The following is a 19,768-nucleotide window of genomic DNA, read 5'->3' as shown; positions in this document are numbered from 1 at the left end:
AAATCGTATCAGTGAAGTTGCTGATTTAGCTCATTATTTAACCCCTGAAGATCGGATTCAATAAATACATAATGTGAGCCACAAAATTCACATTCCATATCAATTTTCCCATCTTTGTGCAAAATATCGATAACATCTTCCTTAGGTAAGGTGGCTAACGTACTTTCGCAACGCTCCCTTGAACAAGTACAACGAAACTCGACAGATTGAGGGTCATATAAAGTGACATCTTCTTCATGATAAAGACGATGTAAAACCTCTTTCACATCCAATGTGCTCAGCTCTTGGCCTTTAATCGTGGCAGTCAGTTGCACTAAGTGGTCAAAAAAGTCATGGCTTGTTTCATTTGCTGCTGGCAAAACTTGCAATAACATACCACCTGCACTTGGTTTCCCATCTACTTCACCCACACGGATAAATAAACGGGTTGGTAATTGCTCTGATTGGCGGAAATAGGCATCAATGCTTTCTTCGATAGAATCCCCTTCGATCGCCACAATCCCTTGATAACGTTCACCTTGGTTCGGTGTGATGGTAATAACCATAAAACCGTTACCAATCATTTGCTTGAGAGTGCTACCCGCCACAACTGGGCCATCTACACGTGCAACACCACGCATCTGTTGTAAATTATTACCGTTGATAACCGCCAAATTAACAGGCCCATCACCTTGAATTTGCACAGTAATATCACCATCGAACTTCAACGTTGCCGTCAATAAACTGGTAGCAACAAGTAACTCACCCAACAACCCTTTTACCGCTGTTGGGTAGTCATGGTTTTCTAAAATATGTTCAAAGGTTTCATCAACACTGATCATTTCTCCACGAACAGAATGTTGTTCAAATAAAAAACGGTGGAGTAAGTCTTGGTTTGCCATAATATCTCTCTATTGCTCGGGCTGTTGCTCAGGCCGTCATTAAGACGACTCATGAGAATTTGTTTGTTTAAACTTTAACAGGGTACGCCGTTCTTTCTTATCCGGGCGTCGCTCTGGATGTGGCATCGTCAGTGCATTCATCTTACGCGCTTGTGCCATTTTCTCGCGTTGATTAATACTTTCTATCGTTTCACAGTACAGCAACTGAGCTTCCGGTGCACCTTTGCGCTGGCTACTGATTTGCATGATTTCAACCGTTCGTTCATCATTACCTTGCCGAAGCTTAACGATTCCATGCAGCTCAACAATTTTCCCTGGCTTAGTTCTTTGCCCATTGTAATGGACTTTACCGCCTTCAATCATTTCACGGGCGACCGCACGCGTTTTATAAAATCGCGCAGCCCACAGCCACTTATCAAGGCGAACAGGTTCTATAATGGATTGATTCATGGGGCCTCCTCAACATAAGTCTGAATCAAACTAAAGAAGAGGCTCCCTCTACTTCCGGGATGATGCTATCGACGATAGGAAGGGGGATTAGCCTCAAAGCATTTATCATAATATTCTGTGATATTACGCAAACGCTTCTTATTATTCAAAACACGTAGCACAATCAACGAACCATTTAACAACGCACACACCAACAAAAATAGGATAAAAAGCGCACTACATATATACTGAGATACCACTTTTTCATTGGGTTCTTCATGCAACACAATTTGCAATGTCCCATTGGCATCTACTGATAAATCCGTAATGACACCTTCAATATTGAACGGTGTATTGATCAGAAGATTTGATAACCTTTGCAACTCTTGCCAACGCTGTAATGGCGATAGCTCATTAAAAGAAGCTCCCTGTATCGAATCAACTAAAGGCTTGTTTTCATCACTAATTAATAAAACACCACCAGGAGGCGGACTATTAATTTTGCGCACTTCTCTATCTATTTCTGTCCTGATAAAATCATATATGGTGTCTTCCACGATGTTTTCCAAGGCCTCAGCGCTACCAGCACGCAATAAAACATGAGCCCCTTTTAGTTTTCCCGTAGACGCTTTCTTTACTAAAGAAGGCCAATCATCTGTACTCCCTAGGTTAGTCAGTGCATTTTTTAATTTTAGGCAGTTATCAGAATTATGGCACAGTTGTTCTGTCCCCATGATGATAGCCGAAAAATCAAAGATAATATTCATCCCTGATTTCATAATATCCCGCTGTAATCTTGGGTTAACTCCTGTCGAGTTTTTATCTGGATGCAATTGGCTTTTGACGGTATCAAGCAATGATATTGAGTGTTCAACAACCTCTGATTGAGGTTCAGTCTGTAAACTAACATCATTCCAATAAATACCAGAGCAATCAAACGGCACAAATTGAGCTTGGTTTTCTTTATTCAAATTCGGTGAGCGGTAACACATCCCTTTTCCTTGGGCAACTAATGTATCCCCAACTTTGAGCTGACGGGAAGCGAGCTCATTAGGACTCTCAGCCTTGATTTTCTCTGTTCCACCTAGCCACGCAAAACCCAGTTTTATTGGCAAATCTATCGGTTGATATGCAAATATCAGGGCCATCGTTAATAAAGCCCCAACTAACATCAATACATTCTTTTTGAACCGTTTGTACGGGTAATAGCGCTCTTCTTCATGCAAAGAAAGATACTTACCGTGCCTGACCACCTCACCCGTCGTATAAAAATCAATATTAACAGCTTGGTTTTCTTCGTATTTTAAATAATTCGTCCAATGATTAGGGTAGTGCAAGTCAATACCAGCAATAGACGTATTGGTGGAATATTTTTTATCCAGTTCGCCATAGAGTTCCCAGCGCTTTGGTTGGCCATGAATACATTGAATATCTTGATATTGTCGGGGGAACATCCTAGAGCGAAAGAGAATAAGTAACCCAATAATAAACGTAATCGTTGTGATCACTAATCCTGATTCCTGTAATAAAGGAATCGAAACAAGGGTTAAATAACCAAATAAAAAACTCAGGCAGATAATCGCAGCACCAAGCCAACCTGTAGAATGGTGTAACCGATGTTCTTCATTCGTCTCTTTACGAACTTTCAATCGCTCAATACTATGCTGGCCACGTTCTTGAATTGCCGCATCAGGCCATGTTGAATCGATAGGCATACCCGTTTGCCATTCACTACTGAAATCTTTCAGAGAATGGCTATTCATTGAAATAATTAACGGCAAGTGGTCTGTTTCCACTATTTCCATAACATTTTGGCGTTGCAAAAAAGGCTCAAGCTGTGAAGGGAGCTGAACCTCAATTGTATCAATAAAATAGCGCCAACTATTTCCTTGCTCTTGGCGTAAGTTAAAACGTGTCAATGAATGGCAAACTGTCGCTATGATTGAGTTTTTTTTGATTTGCCATGGATGCTGAGATGTATTTGTTGATATAGCAGCGCAATAATTTAAATACTGGGAGATGGTTTGGTAATCTGAATCAATCATTTTCCTAAATGATGGTGACGCTACAGAAGGTATTTGATAGACGCCAGAATGCCGCCCCCGCCTAAAATATAGGAAGGAAGCCATTATAGTCAGGCTAATAACAATTATAGCCGTTATAATGACATGGTTCAGCATTGTTTCCCCAATGAAAAATGAATAAGAAAAGCATATCAGCCCTCACACTTCCTAAAAATAAGCCGATTCCTATTCTATTTGTAGTTTTTATTTTAAATTACAACACGTTGTAAAAAATGTTTTATTTGTTTACCCGTATTATTTGTTTGAGTCAATTATACTAACAGCATTTTATCTACTCGATAATATCTATCATTTTATTTTGATATAGGTCATAGTTGTATGATGATTTCGAAATACGGGCAGTGCTAGGTAAAACGCGTCTCGTAAATCAATGAAATATGCTTTTAGCAATAGATTTCACTCATCCTGTTCGGAAATCGTTATGACAGAGTTAAAAAAACCTAAAATCTTGAATATTCAAGATGTTGCTCAATCAAAATTATTCAGCATTCAATCAGTTGACCTCGAATTTAGTAATGGTGAAAAACGAGTCTATGAAAGAATGCGGCCCGCAAAACGCGAAGCGGTTCTTATTGTTCCTATCATGGGTGATAACCTCATCCTCATTCGCGAATACGCTGTCGGGATTGAAAGCTATGAATTAGGCTTTCCCAAAGGTGCTATCGACCCCGGTGAAATTGCCATTGAAGCAGCCCAGCGTGAACTCAAAGAAGAAATTGGCTATGGCGCTAATCACATGGTTCAGCTCGCCAAACTGACGATGTCGCCATCATACTTTTCAAGTAAAATGAATATTCTTATCGCTCAAGACTTATACAGGGAAAAACTCAAAGGAGATGAGCCTGAACCTCTACAACAAGAGCTATGGCCAATATCTCGAATGATGGAATTACTGGAACACCCTGATTTCAACGAAGCTCGGAATATTAGCGCACTTTTCTATCTAGAACGTTACCTAAAAAGTGTTAGGTAATAACACTTAACATTACATCTGCTGTATGTTATTTCTATAACTAATCATTAATATAGGTATATAACCTACTGATATATTAAACGTCTCTATAGAAAACACCCCATGTTTTAAACCAACAATGGGGTGCTAATTATAGGTATTTAACCAACAATAATTTTAAAATAGCTCTTGGCTGGCCCCGCCTTCCGTAGAAATTGTCGTACCTACCTCTTGTACCGCATGTTCTTTCGGTTCAGTTCCTTCAATAAAATACTCACGACGGGAGGAACCTAATTTACCTGTTCTGCTATCAATGGAGACCGAAATAACACCTTTAGGCGGTTTCATTGTTTTCACTGGTACCCCTGCCAAAATAGACTTCATAAAGTCGTTCCACATGGGTTGTGCACTTTTAGCCCCGGCTTCACCACGACCTAATGTTCGCCTATTATCATCGAAACCAATCCATGCAGAAGCAACAACATCTGGGCCATAGCCAGAGAACCAAGCATCCTTAGAGCTGTTAGTTGTCCCTGTTTTCCCACCAATATCACGGCGACCACCTAAGTCTCTCGCTGCACGCCAACCTGTACCTGACCAACCAGGCTCGCCATAAATATTGGTCATCATCGCATCCCTAATTAAGAATGCAAGTGGGGTATTAATTACATGAGGTGCATATTGGTCACCAGAGTTCCCGTCTAAGTTAGCTGCCGTCGTTAATTCCATTGTTGGCTCTTTTATGACGGTATTATCGCCTGATTGTGTCACTTCTTCGGTAGACTCATCATCAATACCTTTGCTCACAATAGTGCGTTCCGTATCACCATAAATTACCGGAATATTCGTGCAATCAGGGCATGCTATTTTAGGGTTGGCTTCGAAAATAACCTCATCATTATGATTTTCGATCTTCGAAATGTAGTATGGGTCAATCAAATACCCACCATTGGACATGACAGCATATCCACGAACCATTTGCATTGGTGTGAATGATGGCGCACCTAGCGCTAACGCCTCAGTGCGGTTAATATTTTCCGCTGGAAAACCAAAGCGAGTCAGATAATCAGCCGCATAATCCACCCCCATGGCTCTCATCGCACGAACCATCACAACGTTTTTTGATTGGCCTAAACCTTGACGTAAACGAATAGGCCCATCATAGCGAGGAGGTGAATTCTTAGGACGCCAATCAGAACCTGCACCTGCATCCCAACGGCTAATTGGTACATCATTAAGTAATGATGATAATGTCAGGCCTTTATCCATTGCCGCTGTATATAGGAAAGGTTTAATATTCGAACCAACTTGGCGTAATGATTGGGTGACTCGGTTAAACTCACTCATATTGAAGTCAAACCCACCAACTAGCGCAATAATCGCCCCGTCATTTGGATTTAAAGCAACAAATGCCGCATTCGCATCAGGTACTTGCCCTAACCACCAGTTATCTTTAACTTTTCGAACCCAAATTTGTTCACCCACTTGCATGACTGCATTTACAGCTCTTGGCGCGGCACCTTGTTGAGTATCTGAAATAAATTTACGCGCCCAACGCACACCGGTCATTGTAATAGGAATTTGCGAACCATCAGCTAACATCACTTGCGCTTCTGAAGCTGTTGCAGATGTCACAACTGCAGGCATTAAAGGCCCATAAACCGGCATTTTTTTCAATTTTTCGATAATCTGCTCTGCTGTCCAAGCCGTTTCATTCTGTTTCCATAAAACCTCGGCAGGACCGCGATAACCATGGCGAGTATCGTAGTCGATCAAATTATTACGGACTGCGGTTGTTGCAGCTTCCTGATCTTTACGGATCACCGTAGTGTAGACTTTATACCCATCGGTATACGCATCTTCACCATATTTATCAAACAAGGTTTGACGCGCCATTTCGGCTAAATACGGCGCAGAAAAATCAATTTTCGGCGCATGATACGAAGCAACTATTTTTTCATTTTTTGCTTGTTCATACTGGTCTTGAGTAATGTATTTCTCCTCAAACATGCGAGAAAGAACCACATTACGACGACTTACCGCACGGTCATAAGAGTACAGAGGGTTAAATGTAGAAGGTGCTTTTGGTAAACCTGCAATCATCGCAATTTCACTAAGCGTCAACTCATCCACTGTCTTACCAAAATAAACGTACGCAGCTGCTCCGACGCCATAAGCACGGTTACCTAAATAAATTTTATTCAGGTACAACTCCATAATTTCATCTTTAGTAAAAAGCTGCTCAATGCGAATAGCCAAAAATGCCTCTTTAGCTTTACGCATGAGGGTTTTTTCAGGGCTTAAATAAAAATTTCTCGCGAGCTGCTGAGTGATTGTACTGGCCCCTTGAGATGCATGGCCAGAAGACGCCATTACGGTAACCGCACGGAAAATACCAATAGGGTCAATCCCATGGTGCTCATAAAAACGGCTATCTTCAGTGGCGATAAACGCTTTGATCATTAAAGGAGGAATTTCTGCCAGAGGTAAAGGAATACGACGCTTTTCCCCATATTGGGCAATCAATTCGTTATCCGCACTGTATACCTGCATTGGAATTTGCAGACGAATGTCTTTCATTGTTGCTACATCAGGTAACTCACCTTCCACATATTTATACATGCCATAAATCGAGGCGGTTCCCAAAAAAATGCAACAGAAAACAAGAATAAAAAAATATTTTACGAACTTCACCGGAAAATTCCCATGCTCGGCTAACAAGAGGGTTTAGATATCACTAACACACAGTATAAAGCTTATACAGCACAATAGAAATCGTAATTTATTTGTTAATGATAAGGAAATTAACTATGTATACATCAAAATGGAACATTGGGATCGACCTCTATCGAGATAGAATACAGCTAGTCGCTGCAAAGCGGCGCAGACAATACTGGCATTTATGTGAATGTTGGCAACAACAATTACCATTCGAGCTAACTGATAATTCTAGCCATGAACAATATCAAATTTTACTGAATATTTTATTACAATGGCGTCAGAAATTACCTAAAAAGTGTTCCGTATCCTTCGCATTACCCGCTGTCCGTACAATAAAACAACAAATTTCATTACCCAGTGAAATCAAATTGCCACAACCAGAATTAGGGTGGTATTTACAATCTCAAGCTGAAAAACGTTTTTCTATGCACGCCCAAGAGCTGGTTATCGACTATCGCGTCATCAAACAACAGGTTTATTTTAATGGGGCCCGCCAGTCAGATATTACTTTTTGGCAAAATCTATTTACAGAAAGCGGGTTCAATCTGCTTGCTATTGATGTCGCCCCCATAGCTTTACGTTATGTGGCAAGAAACGCGGGTTTACCCGATGAATGCTGGGTTATTCATTATCGACAAGGTGAATGGCTTTGGTCAGGGCCAATTAGCCAACCAGCTAATTATAACCATTTACAAGATACCGATATACCGACACTTTCCCACTTGCTGCCCTTTATTGATCAAGAAAAAGCCTCACCTATTTACCTCATTACAGATCATGAACAGATTTCTCGTACTGATGAGGTAGCTCACCACTGGGAATTACGCCAAGCTTTTCAACAGCATAATATTAAATTACCACAGTTACTGGGGGATTTTGTGATTGCTGCCGGTCTTGCTTTACGTCATGGAGATATTTAATTGATGGAAATATACCAAGTTAACTTTCTCCCTTGGCGCCAACAGCAAATAAAAAAGAAGATACGAGAGTTTTTACTCTTTTGTTCTGTGGTTTGCTGCTCAGTGATTATAGCGTGTGTTTTTTTATTTATTTTTCAACAAATTGAAATGAAAGACCTAAAAAATAGAAAGCACAATAACCAACTACAATATGAACAGATACAACAATTAGTATTGCAAATCGCGACTCAACAAACACAGATTAATAGCTTAATGAGCAAAAAAAGAAAGATAGATAGCATCATAGTAAATAACCAATTTTTACTTAAGTTACTACAAAACCTTCCAACTCTAACTCCACCCAAAAGTTGGCTAACAAATCTACAGTTAATGAATAACAAAATAGAGATCAAAGCTAACAGTTATGATTTTCAAGATATCAATTCGCTTGGCTTACAGCTTAAAAATCACCCAGGTTTGAGTGATATTCAATTGAAAAAAATCAGCCGAGTGAATCAATTAAACCGTTTACACCTCACAGCCAAATATCAAGGAGTGCTCGATGAATGAGTCCATACATTCTTTTTGGTATCGCCCATTTTGGCAACAAACCCTACCTGTTTGGTTCTTAATTGTGCTTTGTATCACTGCGGGGTATTTTTTATACTGGAAAAAAAATCAAAATCAGATCATGGAATTAACCATTGAGAACCTGAATTTAATTGAAGCAATTACAAGAGAAAAGAAAGCTCTCTATCACTCACCTTCGTTACAACAACTTGAAAAACAAGCTCAATCACTAAAGCAATCCGTTGATATTAAAGAAGCGCCTCTTGAATTACTGACACAGTTAAATACCTTGCTCTCACATTCATCTGTGACACTTAATCAATTGCAACCAACAGATACCAATACCTATTTTATGGAGTTCCAAGGTCACTTCATTCCTATTTATCACGTTATAGAACAGCTTCTTACCCTTCCTCAAACCCAGAGATGGCATTTTCATGACATAAAAATATATTTAAAACAAGGAATTATCATCACCTCCATCTCATTTTCATTGTTCAACGACACTCTCGCTATCAAGGATGAAAACCGCAATGAATAGCTCACGAACTAACATCCTCATGCTGATTGCTGGGGGACTCTTCTTTTTATCTTCATTTTTAATCTCTGCCGAAGAGGTTAGAGATCCCTTTGCACCACTGATACCTCCCTTAGTAACAGAAAACCAGCCTACCCCGGAAACAGCAGTAGCGCAGGTAACGCCAAGTAAAACATCATTAACCCAAAAAATATTTAAATTAATCTCAACCAATGTCCAAGAGGTTCGTCATCTATTAGAACATCCAGATACTTCGTTATTATCAAAAAATGCCTCTATCCATCACGATATCACGACAAACAGCCTCATTATTAAAGAGGATCCAGATCGATTAGCACTGATTGATGAATGGATAAAACATCAAGATAAGCCAAATAAACAAGTACAGATCACTGCACATATCATTAGTAGCAGCCGAACTGCATTACAGGAGTTGGGCTTAGAATGGGGAATGATGGCAGGTGGAAATCTAAACGCTAATCACTTATATCGCTACAATCGTTACTCTTCAATATCAGGACAATTTGCCTTCAATGTTCTTAGTCTTGGTGATGGTTTACTTGAAATGAAACTGAAAGCATTAGAAAAAGAAAATCTGCTTTCTATTATTGCGAGTCCTCGTTTAGTTGCTTCGCATCAACAACCCGCAAGTATTCAGCAAGGTACAGAGATCCCCTATGTCACCAGTAATGACAAGAAAACACACGTACAATTTAAAGATGCCGTTCTGGGTATGGATGTTACCCCCTCGATTGTGCGTGATGAAAAAATTGAATTAAACCTTAAAATTAGTCATAACTCACCCGATACTGCTCTCACTAGCAGCCAACATCATCACTTAGCCATCAATAAACAAGAAATCGCAACAACCGTAACCATCAAAAATAATGAAACCCTTATCCTTGGGGGAATTTTTCAGCAAAAACAAGAAAAAACAGAGATGGGCTTACCCTTTTTATCTCATATCCCTTTTCTAGGTACATTATTCACAAATACGGCAGAGCATACAGATAAGCGTGTCCTTATTGTTTTTATAACACCAAAACTTATCAATATTTAACATGGAAAAAATAACGCATATACTTCAAATAGTTGAATACACAATAAGTCAAAGATGACAAAAAAAAATATTTTTTATGGCATAAACCTACCGGATAAATTTGACGCTGGCGTCGTTTTAGCATACAAGGTTATCCATTGAGTGTTCTAACTATCCGTAGATTAAAGAACAAGCTGTCAGTCGCTTATAAAACAGCCACAATTAATGTTGCTCTATTCTTAACAGAAATAACTTGCTGATACCAATAGCTAGAAACTGTTAAAAAGCATGATAAACAAGGCATTAGACAACATAGACGGCTCAAGTATCGAAACCTGTAATTTTAAATATGGCACTTTGCTTGCTTAGTGCCATATTTATATAGTTGCAATTCAGGTTGATGTATTGAGATAATTTTCTTATCTGATCTCACATCATCACTTATGAGGTTTCAGTTTAGGTCCCGCCGCTAATCTGATTGGCGGGGCGGGTAATCATTAACGAATAATCGTAGTAATACCAAAAAACATGGCAGAGAAACGCAATATCTTTCTGGTTGGACCAATGGGTGCTGGCAAAAGTACTATTGGCCGTCAGTTGGCTCAACAGCTTAATATGGAGTTTTTCGACTCTGATCACGAGATAGAAAAACGCACTGGCGCAGATGTAGGCTGGGTATTCGACCTTGAAGGTGAAGAAGGCTTTCGCGATCGCGAAGAAAAAATCATCAATGAGCTTACAGAGAAACAAGGCATTGTATTAGCAACAGGTGGTGGCTCTGTTAAGTCCAAAGAGACCCGTAATCGCCTATCCGCTCGCGGTGTCGTTGTTTATCTTGAGACCACCATTGAGAAACAATTATCTCGTACACAACGTGACAAAAAACGTCCACTGCTACAAGTTGACGAACCCGCACGTGAGGTTCTTGAGAAACTGGCTGACGAACGTAATCCTATGTATGAAGAAATTGCTGATATTACCATTCATACTGATGAGCAAAGTGCAAAAGTTGTTGCCAACCAAATCATTGAACTATTAGAAAAAAACTAATTGTTCATGGTGTTATTTTCAAAAATGAACTCAAGGTAAAGCAAGATGGAAAAAGTCACCGTCACTCTAGGCGAACGTAGTTATCCAATCAATATTGCACCCGGCTTATATCAACAAACGGGGGCATTTGAGCCATTAACTGCGGGTCAACGAGCAATGATCGTGACAAATGAAACTCTTGCCCCTATTTATCTCGATAAGATAAAGAATGCCCTTGAAACTTCAGGCGTAAAAGTTGATACCATCATTCTACCGGATGGTGAACAATACAAATCATTATTCATTATGAATGATGTATTTACCGCATTACTTGAAAAACACCATAACCGTGACACCACCCTCATCGCTCTTGGTGGGGGCGTCATTGGTGACCTAACAGGTTTCGCAGCAGCAAGCTATCAGCGTGGAGTACGTTTTATTCAAGTACCTACGACCTTATTATCTCAAGTGGACTCTTCTGTCGGTGGTAAAACCGCCGTCAATCACCCACTAGGGAAAAATATGATCGGCGCATTTTATCAGCCCACTTCTGTTGTGGTTGATCTCAACTGCTTAAAAACTCTCCCACCAAGAGAACTTGCCTCCGGCTTAGCAGAAGTCATTAAATATGGCATTATCCTCGATAGTGAGTTTTTTAGCTGGCTAGAAGAGAATATTGATGCCCTCGTCTCTCTTGATGACCAAGCGATGGCTTACTGTATTCGCCGTTGTTGTGAACTAAAAGCACAAGTGGTTGCAGCGGATGAAAAAGAAACCAGTGGGTTACGCGCATTATTGAACTTAGGCCATACCTTTGGTCATGCTATCGAAGCGCATATGGGCTATGGCGTCTGGTTGCATGGTGAAGCTGTCGCGGCTGGCATGGTTATGGCAGCAAAAACAGCAGAATTACTTGGTCAATTTACTCCTGAACAAACTCAGCGGGTGGTCACACTTTTAGAGCGTGCATCACTTCCCGTCAAAGGCCCTTCACAAATGAAGCCCGATGATTATCTCCCACATATGATGCGAGATAAAAAAGTGATGGGTGGAAAACTGCATTTAATTTTGCCTACCACTATCGGCCATTCGGAAATGCGTTCAGATGTTGATACGCAGACTGTCATTGCGGCAATATCATCCTGTATGTCATAAAACGAAGAAAAAGCTGAATTTTTACTGGCGTTTTAAAATGTTACTGGTAGATGTTCACTAAAGTCGTTAAATTATACGGTATGCCTACGCCTATATACGAAACTCTGAAAAAGCGTATTATCAATACCACTTTGGCTAGCGTGGTATTACGAAAGGATATATGCTTTAAATAAGCAGCGATATCCTGCTTGGTCGTTAGAGGTTGTACTGATAAGAGACATTTTATCTCTACTATAGGCAAATTTTATTCGGGAGAGGAAAATGGACGAATTTAAACCAGATAACCAGCCTCAAGGTCAAAATGATCTTAGGCCTGATACATCAGATAGACCGACAGGGCGCTCACGCCAATCATCATCTGCTGCAAAACCTAAAATTGCACTTTCACGTCAACATATTATGATTGGTGTGGGTGTACTGGTCTTATTGCTGCTCATTATTGCTATCAGCTCAGCGCTGAAAGCCCCTACAGAGCATGAAAAGCAACAAACAACGGGTACCAATAATTCACAGAATATCGATTTATCGGGTTCCTCATCGTTGACAAATTCACAAGGTCAAACGCTATCAGGGCAACCGCAAGAAATCACTGGTTCACAAATTACGCCAACGCCAACCCAAGGCGAACCTCAAACTCAACCAAATGGTCTGGGTGAGCGAATCGAAATACCTGGCGATGTAGTTGATGCCTTAAACCAAGGCCAAGTTTCTGTGCCAGGCACTAGCCAGCCACAAAATACGACACCGTTAACGCCACCAACCGTTAAACCTGTGGAACAACAACCCGTAGTCAAACCAGTAACGCCAGAAAAAACACCTGTAAAACCCGTTGAGCCAAAACATCCTGTGCAAACTAAACAGCCAGCAAAATCAACGGCAAGTAGCCAAGGTAGCAATATCATGTCTGCACCAGCAGGTAGCTACACATTGCAACTCAGCAGTGCAAGCCGCTCTGATACACTGGAAGCTTTCGCAAAAGAAAACAAATTGGCCAATTACAAAGTTTATAAAACCATACGTAATGGGCAAACTTGGTATGTTCTTATTCACGGAAATTATAGTTCAGTGACCGACGCAAAAAATGCAATAGGGACCTTACCTGCTGCAGTACAAGCGAAAAAACCGTGGGTTAGAAATATGAAACAAGTCAAACAGGATCAAAAATAACAACGTTTTTCCCCGGGCGCATTATGTTGTCCTGACAGAGTATAAATGCAGTTACTCTAAACGATTGTAATAATAAGACGGCATGAAAAAAAAACGCGCTTTTTTAAAATGGGCTGGGGGTAAATACCCCCTTGTGGAAGAAATCAAAAAACACCTTCCACAAGGTGATTGCTTAATTGAGCCTTTTGTTGGTGCTGGGTCAGTGTTTTTAAACACCAGTTATGATTCATACATACTGGCAGATATCAACAGTGACCTCATCAACCTCTACAATACGGTTAAAGACCGCGCTGATGCTTTTATTGAAGAAGCCCAGCAAATCTTCACACCTGAATATAATACTTCCGAACAATATTATTTAATGCGTGAAGCCTTTAACCAATCTACCGATACTGAGAAACGCAGTGTCCTTTTTTTATACTTAAATCGCCACTGCTATAATGGGTTATGCCGCTATAATTCTCGTGGTGAATTTAACGTTCCTTTTGGCCGCTATAAAAAGCCCTATTTTCCTAAAGAAGAATTACTGTGGTTTGCTGAAAAATCACAAAATGCCACGTTTATGACTCAGCATTATGGTGAAACTTTGCTCAACGCAAAAGAGGGGTCTGTTGTCTACTGTGACCCACCATATGCACCTTTATCAGATACAGCTAACTTCACGGCGTATCACACGAATGCATTTAATTCGCTCGAACAACAAAACTTAGCTATTTTGGCTCAAAAGTTATCAACAGAAAGTAAAATTCCTGTCTTGATCTCAAATCATGATACCCCGATGACGAGAGAGTGGTATTATCAAGCTCAATTGCATATTGTAAAAGTACGTCGCACCATTAGTAGAAATATATTAAACCGGACAAAAGTCAATGAGTTACTGGCATTATATCCGGGTATACCTAATAGCCTTTCTCCTAGAAAAACGGATAAGAAAAAAACGCAGCGCCTTGTACCTAGCGATGAATGGCTCTCAGATAACGATTAATAATCGGAGACAATAATGAAAAACTTTCTCATTGCCCCATCTATTTTATCTGCTGACTTTGCACGTTTAGGCGAAGATACCGCCAATGTTCTTGCAGCTGGTGCCGATATTGTGCATTTTGACGTTATGGACAACCACTACGTACCCAACTTAACGTTTGGCGCACCTATATGTAAAGCACTGCGAGACTACGGAATTACTGCACCTATCGATGTTCATTTAATGGTGAAGCCAGTTGACCGCATTATCCCAGATTTTGCTAAGGCCGGTGCAACCCATATTAGTTTCCATCCTGAAGCCAGCGAACATGTTGACCGCTCACTACAGTTAATTCGCGAACATGGCTGTACCGCGGGGTTAGTATTTAACCCAGCAACACCACTTAGCTACCTTGATTACGTCATGGATAAAGTTGATATGATCCTACTCATGTCTGTGAACCCAGGGTTTGGAGGCCAATCGTTTATCCCACAAACACTCAATAAATTGCGCCAAGTCCGTAAATTAATTGATGAAAGTGGCTATGATATTCGTTTGGAAGTCGACGGCGGTGTCAAAGTGAATAATATCGCAGAGATTGCAGCGGCAGGTGCCGATACCTTCGTTGCGGGTTCTGCTATTTTCGACCAACCGGACTATAAAACCGTCATCGACGCGATGCGTAACGAATTACAAAAGGTATCTCAATGACTGAAGTAGTATTAGAGAATATCAAAGCGATCGCTTTCGATTTAGACGGCACACTCGTAGACAGTGCAGCTGGCTTAGCTGAAGCCATCGACAACATGCTCAAAGAATTTAATTTTGCCCCTGCAGGTAAAGAACGCGTTTCTATTTGGGTAGGCAATGGTGTTGATGTGTTAGTTGAACGCGCACTTTCATGGGCGGGTGCCGAAATCACACCTGAGCGACAAAAAAAAGCTCGAGCCAGTTTTGATAAATTCTATGCAACGTCCGTCACAACAGGCAGCCAACTGTTTCCTGAAGTAAAAGACACTTTAGAGCAATTAACAAAACATGGCTTACCTATGGGGATTGTTACTAATAAAGCGACCCCATTTATTGCGCCATTATTAAAGAAATTAGGTATTGAACACTACTTTTCTCTAGTCTTGGGTAGCGATGACGTCAAAGCTTTAAAACCGCATCCTGCTCCCCTCTACCTAACGATGGGAACATTCGGTTTACGTAAAGAAGAATTGCTTTTTGTCGGCGATTCTCGTAATGATATTATTGCAGCGAAAAGCGCTGAATGCCCGTGTGTCGGTCTGACCTACGGTTATAACTATGGTGAATCTATTGCACTGAGTGAACCGAACTGTGTATTAACACATTTTTCTGATTTATTACCTGCAATCGGGTTATCTGAAATAAAATAAGCAAGGACATAACTAAATGAGCACTCCCACTGAAAAATTAAAGCAACCCCAAAAACCAATCGTATTCAGCGGCGCACAGCCTTCCGGTGAATTAACCATCGGTAACTACATGGGTGCATTACGTCAGTGGGTACAAATGCAAGATGACTACGACTGCATTTACTGTATCGTTGACCAGCACGCCATCACCGTTCGCCAAGACCCTGTTGAACTGCGTAAAAGAACCCTCGATACACTTGCGCTCTATTTAGCATGTGGTATTGACCCGAAAAAAAGCACCATTTTTGTGCAGTCACACGTACCACAACACGCTCAACTGAGCTGGGCGCTTAACTGCTACACCTATTTCGGTGAGTTGAGCCGTATGACTCAGTTTAAAGATAAATCTGCCCGTCACGCAGAAAATATCAATGCGGGACTCTTTGATTACCCAGTACTAATGGCAGCAGATATTTTGATTTATCAAACGAATCAAGTACCTGTTGGTATTGACCAGAAACAACACCTTGAATTGAGCCGTGATATTGCTCAACGCTTTAATGCCATTTATGGTGATATTTTCACTGTACCCGATCCATTCATTCCGACTGGTGGTGGTGCCCGTGTTATGGCTCTGCAAGATCCAACCAAGAAAATGTCTAAGTCCGATGATAACCGTAACAACGTTATCGCCTTATTAGAAGACCCGAAATCTGTCGTGAAAAAAATCAAACGCGCAATGACTGACTCCGAAGAGCCACCTCGTATTCGTTATGATTTAGAAAACAAACCAGGGGTTTCTAACTTATTAGATATCATGTCGGGTGTGACAGGTAAGAAAATTGCTGAACTTGAAGCCGAATTTGAAGGGCAAATGTACGGTCATCTTAAAGGAGCTGTGGCAGAAGCCGTTTCCGGTATGTTAACCACACTTCAAACTCGTTATCATGAATTCCGTAATGATGAAGCGCTGCTAAACCAAATTATGGATGAAGGCGCAACCAAAGCCGCTGCTCGCGCACAAGAAACGTTAGATAAAGTTTACGAAGCTATTGGTTTTGTTAAACGCCCTCAGTAACAATCATTGTATTAACTCAGTAAAAATGGGGTTTTTCCCCATTTTTACTCTAATCAATTTTCACCAATTAATTCATTGATGCTGTTTATTTCACCTTAACGCTCTGAATCTAATTGTTCATTATTTTTCAGAACATCTTGCGCTTTGCTGTAGCTTTCAATTAATAATTGATAGGCAGGGAAAATTTGCGTGTAAGCCATTGCCCACTCCGCCGCATCTTCGCGGTTCCAAGTCCCTTGCAATTCTGAAGCAACAGCAGCAGTATCCATTGGAACGACACCCGCTTGAACGACACGCGCTAAGGTAATTTCTTGCGCCATTTTGTTGTAAGTGCCTGAAGCGTCAATCACCACAAATACTTGGTAGCCATCCATCACCGTACTAATTGCAGGGAACGCCATACAAACACTGGTAATAGTTCCGGCAATAATCAGTTGCTTTTTACCTGTTGCTTTCACGGCCGCCACAAACTCTGGGTTATCCCATGCATTAATTTCACCGCGGCGTGCAATATATTGTGCATGTGGTGCGTTTTGATGAATTTCTGGGATCAACGGACCATTTGGACCTTGAGGTACAGAAGCCGTTGTTATTACTGGAATTTTAGCTAGTGAAGCCATTTTAGCCAGAACAGCGGCGCGAGCACGTAATTCCGTCATTGGCATATCACCTACAGTTTGAAATAAACCACTCTGGTGATCGATTAATAACATCACCGCATCTTCTGGGTTAATAGCAGGACGTTGACCATTAAAATTAGCTGGGCTACTCATGATGAAACCTCTCAATCGATAAAATATGAAACCTATTTTTGATTTAAAAATAGAACGATATCCGCTCCGTTTTCGTGTTATTTAGATTAATTCATCGATTTAAAGCTGAGTAGTCCAGTTTTTGATAAACACTGTTCTATAAATAGAATAATTAGACTTTATTTTATTGTTCTATCACTGCAACAATGAAACCTATTTTTGCCACTACTGCCAAATGATTTGCTCCTTTATTATTCAGTCATCAAAACAATTTTAGGAGCAAAACCATGAAAAAAATTATTGGTATCTATCAATCTCCTCGTAGCCATTGGGTAGGAGACGGCTTCCCTGTCCGTTCAATGTTTAGCTATAACGATCATGGGAAATACCTCAACCCATTCCTTTTGCTCGACAGAGCGGGGCCTTTTGATTTCCCAAGCTCAAATTCAGCAAACAGAGGCGTTGGAGAGCACCCACACCGTGGGTTTGAAACAGTCACGATTGTGTATGATGGCGAAGTCGCCCACCATGACTCTACGGGTGAAGGTGGTGTGATAGGCCCAGGTGATGTTCAGTGGATGACTGCAGCATCGGGTATTTTGCATCAAGAGTATCAGTCTGATGCCTTTATGAAAAAAGGTGGCACACTTGATATGGTGCAACTGTGGGTCAATTTGCCAGCAAAAGACAAATCAGCGGCCCCCGGCTACCAACTGTTAGAAAGCCAAAGCATGCCAAAAGTCGCATTACCCAATGATGCAGGTACATTGCGAGTGATTGCCGGTGACTATTTGGGCAATAAGGGTGCAGCACAAACCTTTAGTCCATTGGATGTATGGGATTTGCAGCTTAACAAAGGTAAAACTGTGGGTATCCCAACTAAAGCGGGACGCCATGTCGGTTTAGTCATGCTACGTGGTTCAATATTTGTTGATGGCCGTTCTGCTTTAAACGAAGGGGAACTGATGATCCTCGACGATACAGACAGCAATATTCTGTTAGAAGCCACAGAAGATGCCTTAGTGCTGTTACTCAGTGGTGATCCCATTAATGAGCCAGTTGTTGGCTACGGCCCCTTTGTGATGAATACTGTTCAAGAAATCAATGAAGCCATAAATGATTTCAACAGTGGGAAATTTGGCCGCATTCCTGAAACACAATAAATAACGAATATTTCCCTGATAGCCTAATGCGCTATCGGGGAAATTTATTTCACTGACGGCGAAATATTATCTGCTAAATAATTTAACAGTAATTGGATTGACGGCAACAACCCTTTACGTGATGGATATACTGCATGAATGATATCTTCAGGAAACTGCCATTGCGGTAATACCTCTATCAAATTCCCTGATTCAATGTCTTTTTCTACCACACCATAAGGTAGCCTTGCGATCCCGACACCTTTTAGTGCCGCGCGGTATAACGTTAAGATATCTGTTGTCGCTAACTTAGGGGTAAAATGCTGCGTAAAGCTAAGGTCGTCACTATTTTTGAGGGTTAACGTGTAATTTTGTGAATGCTCCGTATTCGCTAACATAGGGTAATCCACCAGCTTTTCTGGTTCTGTAAGTTCACCCTGCTCTACGAATAATTGTGGGCTAGCCACTAATATACGCCGTGAATACCCTAACACTTTCATCATTAAGCCTGAATCATCTAAGGGCAATGAACGTACACGAATAGCTAAATCTAACCCTTCACTAATGACATCAACAGGGCGGTTAACCGCTAAGATTTGGATATCAATATCAGGGTACTTTATCATAAAATCTACAAGTAGTTCATTGAGATATACTTGTAATAGTGCAACTGGACACGATAGTTTGATCGTTCCTTTCGGGTGTGACTGAACGGAACAAATCAATTCGTGAGCAACTTCAGCTTCATCAACTACATTTTTACACTGCTGATAAAAAACTTGTCCCACTTCCGTGACATGAAACTGGCGAGTAGAACGGTAAATCAATGAAACATTAAGATTTTTTTCTAAGTCTGCAATACGTCGGCTCAATTTAGATTTAGGGATACCCAGAGCCAAACCCGCTTGTGAAAACCCACCATATTCGACAACTTTCACAAAATAGTAGAGATCATTTAAATCATATTGCATCTCATTCCCCCAATATTC

General features: G+C 40.7%; 19 protein-coding genes. 13 read left to right on the top strand and 6 right to left on the bottom strand.

The window, feature by feature from the left end; translation table 11 throughout:
- Positions 1-8: 8 nt before the first annotated feature.
- The 3 genes from hslO to M1F17_RS00440 form a co-directional block, all read right to left on the bottom strand.
- Positions 9-881 (bottom strand): Hsp33 family molecular chaperone HslO, encoded by an 873-nt coding sequence (gene hslO / locus M1F17_RS00450; RefSeq protein WP_004263166.1) that lies wholly within the window; start codon positions 879-881, stop codon positions 9-11.
- A gap of 39 nt (positions 882-920) precedes the next feature.
- Positions 921-1,331 (bottom strand): ribosome-associated heat shock protein Hsp15, encoded by a 411-nt coding sequence (gene hslR / locus M1F17_RS00445; protein ID WP_004263168.1) that lies wholly within the window; start codon positions 1,329-1,331, stop codon positions 921-923.
- A 65-nt stretch (positions 1,332-1,396) separates the two neighbouring features.
- On the bottom strand, positions 1,397-3,490 hold the full coding sequence (locus M1F17_RS00440; RefSeq protein ID WP_004263171.1) for an IgaA/UmoB family intracellular growth attenuator: 2,094 nt from the start codon (positions 3,488-3,490) through the stop codon (positions 1,397-1,399).
- Between the two features lie 325 nt (positions 3,491-3,815).
- On the opposite strand from M1F17_RS00440, the gene nudE reads away from it, so the two are divergent.
- Positions 3,816-4,367 (top strand): ADP compounds hydrolase NudE, encoded by a 552-nt coding sequence (nudE, locus tag M1F17_RS00435; protein ID WP_094962884.1) that lies wholly within the window; start codon positions 3,816-3,818, stop codon positions 4,365-4,367.
- A 156-nt stretch (positions 4,368-4,523) separates the two neighbouring features.
- Here nudE and mrcA read toward each other — a convergent pair whose 3' ends face one another.
- A complete protein-coding gene (mrcA, locus tag M1F17_RS00430; RefSeq protein WP_318837166.1) occupies positions 4,524-7,040 on the bottom strand; it encodes a peptidoglycan glycosyltransferase/peptidoglycan DD-transpeptidase MrcA in 2,517 nt (838 codons plus the stop codon).
- 116 nt (positions 7,041-7,156) lie between these two features.
- Here mrcA and M1F17_RS00425 point away from each other — a divergent pair, with 116 nt between their 5' ends.
- The 11 genes from M1F17_RS00425 to trpS all read left to right on the top strand — a co-directional run bounded on the left by M1F17_RS00425 (position 7,157) and on the right by trpS (position 16,885).
- Positions 7,157-7,987, top strand: coding sequence for a hypothetical protein (locus tag M1F17_RS00425; protein ID WP_036958620.1), 831 nt, complete (start codon positions 7,157-7,159; stop codon positions 7,985-7,987).
- 3 nt (positions 7,988-7,990) lie between these two features.
- Positions 7,991-8,536, top strand: coding sequence for a PilN domain-containing protein (locus M1F17_RS00420; protein ID WP_004263186.1), 546 nt, complete (start codon positions 7,991-7,993; stop codon positions 8,534-8,536).
- Complete coding sequence (locus M1F17_RS00415; RefSeq protein WP_110592746.1) at positions 8,529-9,077, top strand: hypothetical protein; 549 nt, start codon at positions 8,529-8,531, stop codon at positions 9,075-9,077. Before M1F17_RS00420 ends, M1F17_RS00415 begins: the two co-directional genes overlap by 8 nt.
- Positions 9,070-10,134, top strand: coding sequence for a transporter (locus M1F17_RS00410; RefSeq protein ID WP_413242980.1), 1,065 nt, complete (start codon positions 9,070-9,072; stop codon positions 10,132-10,134). The genes M1F17_RS00415 and M1F17_RS00410 overlap by 8 nt, the downstream gene beginning before the upstream one ends.
- 507 nt (positions 10,135-10,641) lie before the next feature.
- Positions 10,642-11,163, top strand: coding sequence for a shikimate kinase AroK (gene aroK / locus M1F17_RS00405; RefSeq protein ID WP_004263200.1), 522 nt, complete (start codon positions 10,642-10,644; stop codon positions 11,161-11,163).
- Positions 11,164-11,208: 45 nt separating this feature from the next.
- Positions 11,209-12,297 (top strand): 3-dehydroquinate synthase, encoded by a 1,089-nt coding sequence (gene aroB, locus M1F17_RS00400; RefSeq protein WP_094962887.1) that lies wholly within the window; start codon positions 11,209-11,211, stop codon positions 12,295-12,297.
- Between the two features lie 261 nt (positions 12,298-12,558).
- A complete protein-coding gene (locus tag M1F17_RS00395; protein ID WP_180312273.1) occupies positions 12,559-13,464 on the top strand; it encodes an SPOR domain-containing protein in 906 nt (301 codons plus the stop codon).
- Between the two features lie 82 nt (positions 13,465-13,546).
- The gene (gene dam / locus M1F17_RS00390; protein ID WP_004263205.1) at positions 13,547-14,449 is read left to right on the top strand and encodes an adenine-specific DNA-methyltransferase; all 903 of its coding nucleotides are present in this window, start codon (positions 13,547-13,549) and stop codon (positions 14,447-14,449) included.
- Positions 14,450-14,464: 15 nt separating this feature from the next.
- The gene (gene rpe / locus M1F17_RS00385; protein WP_004263207.1) at positions 14,465-15,139 is read left to right on the top strand and encodes a ribulose-phosphate 3-epimerase; all 675 of its coding nucleotides are present in this window, start codon (positions 14,465-14,467) and stop codon (positions 15,137-15,139) included.
- Positions 15,136-15,828, top strand: a complete 693-nt coding sequence (locus tag M1F17_RS00380) for a phosphoglycolate phosphatase (RefSeq protein WP_004263209.1) — start codon at positions 15,136-15,138, stop codon at positions 15,826-15,828. Before rpe ends, M1F17_RS00380 begins: the two co-directional genes overlap by 4 nt.
- Before the next feature lie 16 nt (positions 15,829-15,844).
- Complete coding sequence (gene trpS / locus M1F17_RS00375; RefSeq protein ID WP_004263211.1) at positions 15,845-16,885, top strand: tryptophan--tRNA ligase; 1,041 nt, start codon at positions 15,845-15,847, stop codon at positions 16,883-16,885.
- Positions 16,886-16,980: 95 nt separating this feature from the next.
- On the opposite strand, the gene M1F17_RS00370 is transcribed toward trpS, so the two are convergent.
- Positions 16,981-17,658 (bottom strand): hydrolase, encoded by a 678-nt coding sequence (locus M1F17_RS00370; RefSeq protein ID WP_318837165.1) that lies wholly within the window; start codon positions 17,656-17,658, stop codon positions 16,981-16,983.
- A 266-nt stretch (positions 17,659-17,924) separates the two neighbouring features.
- On the opposite strand from M1F17_RS00370, the gene M1F17_RS00365 reads away from it, so the two are divergent.
- Entirely contained in the window at positions 17,925-18,800 is an 876-nt protein-coding gene (locus M1F17_RS00365; RefSeq protein ID WP_004263218.1) for a pirin family protein, read from the top strand.
- A 44-nt stretch (positions 18,801-18,844) separates the two neighbouring features.
- Here M1F17_RS00365 and M1F17_RS00360 read toward each other — a convergent pair whose 3' ends face one another.
- Positions 18,845-19,750, bottom strand: coding sequence for a LysR substrate-binding domain-containing protein (locus tag M1F17_RS00360; RefSeq protein ID WP_318837164.1), 906 nt, complete (start codon positions 19,748-19,750; stop codon positions 18,845-18,847).
- Between the last annotated feature and the right edge of the window lie 18 nt (positions 19,751-19,768).

Origin of the sequence: Providencia sp. PROV073, assembly GCF_033688125.1 — a bacterium.
GTDB classification, from domain to species: Bacteria; Pseudomonadota; Gammaproteobacteria; order Enterobacterales; family Enterobacteriaceae; genus Providencia; species Providencia hangzhouensis.
The sequence above is the reverse complement of the archived record's forward strand: the minus strand, read 5'-3'. Positions and strand labels throughout refer to the sequence as shown.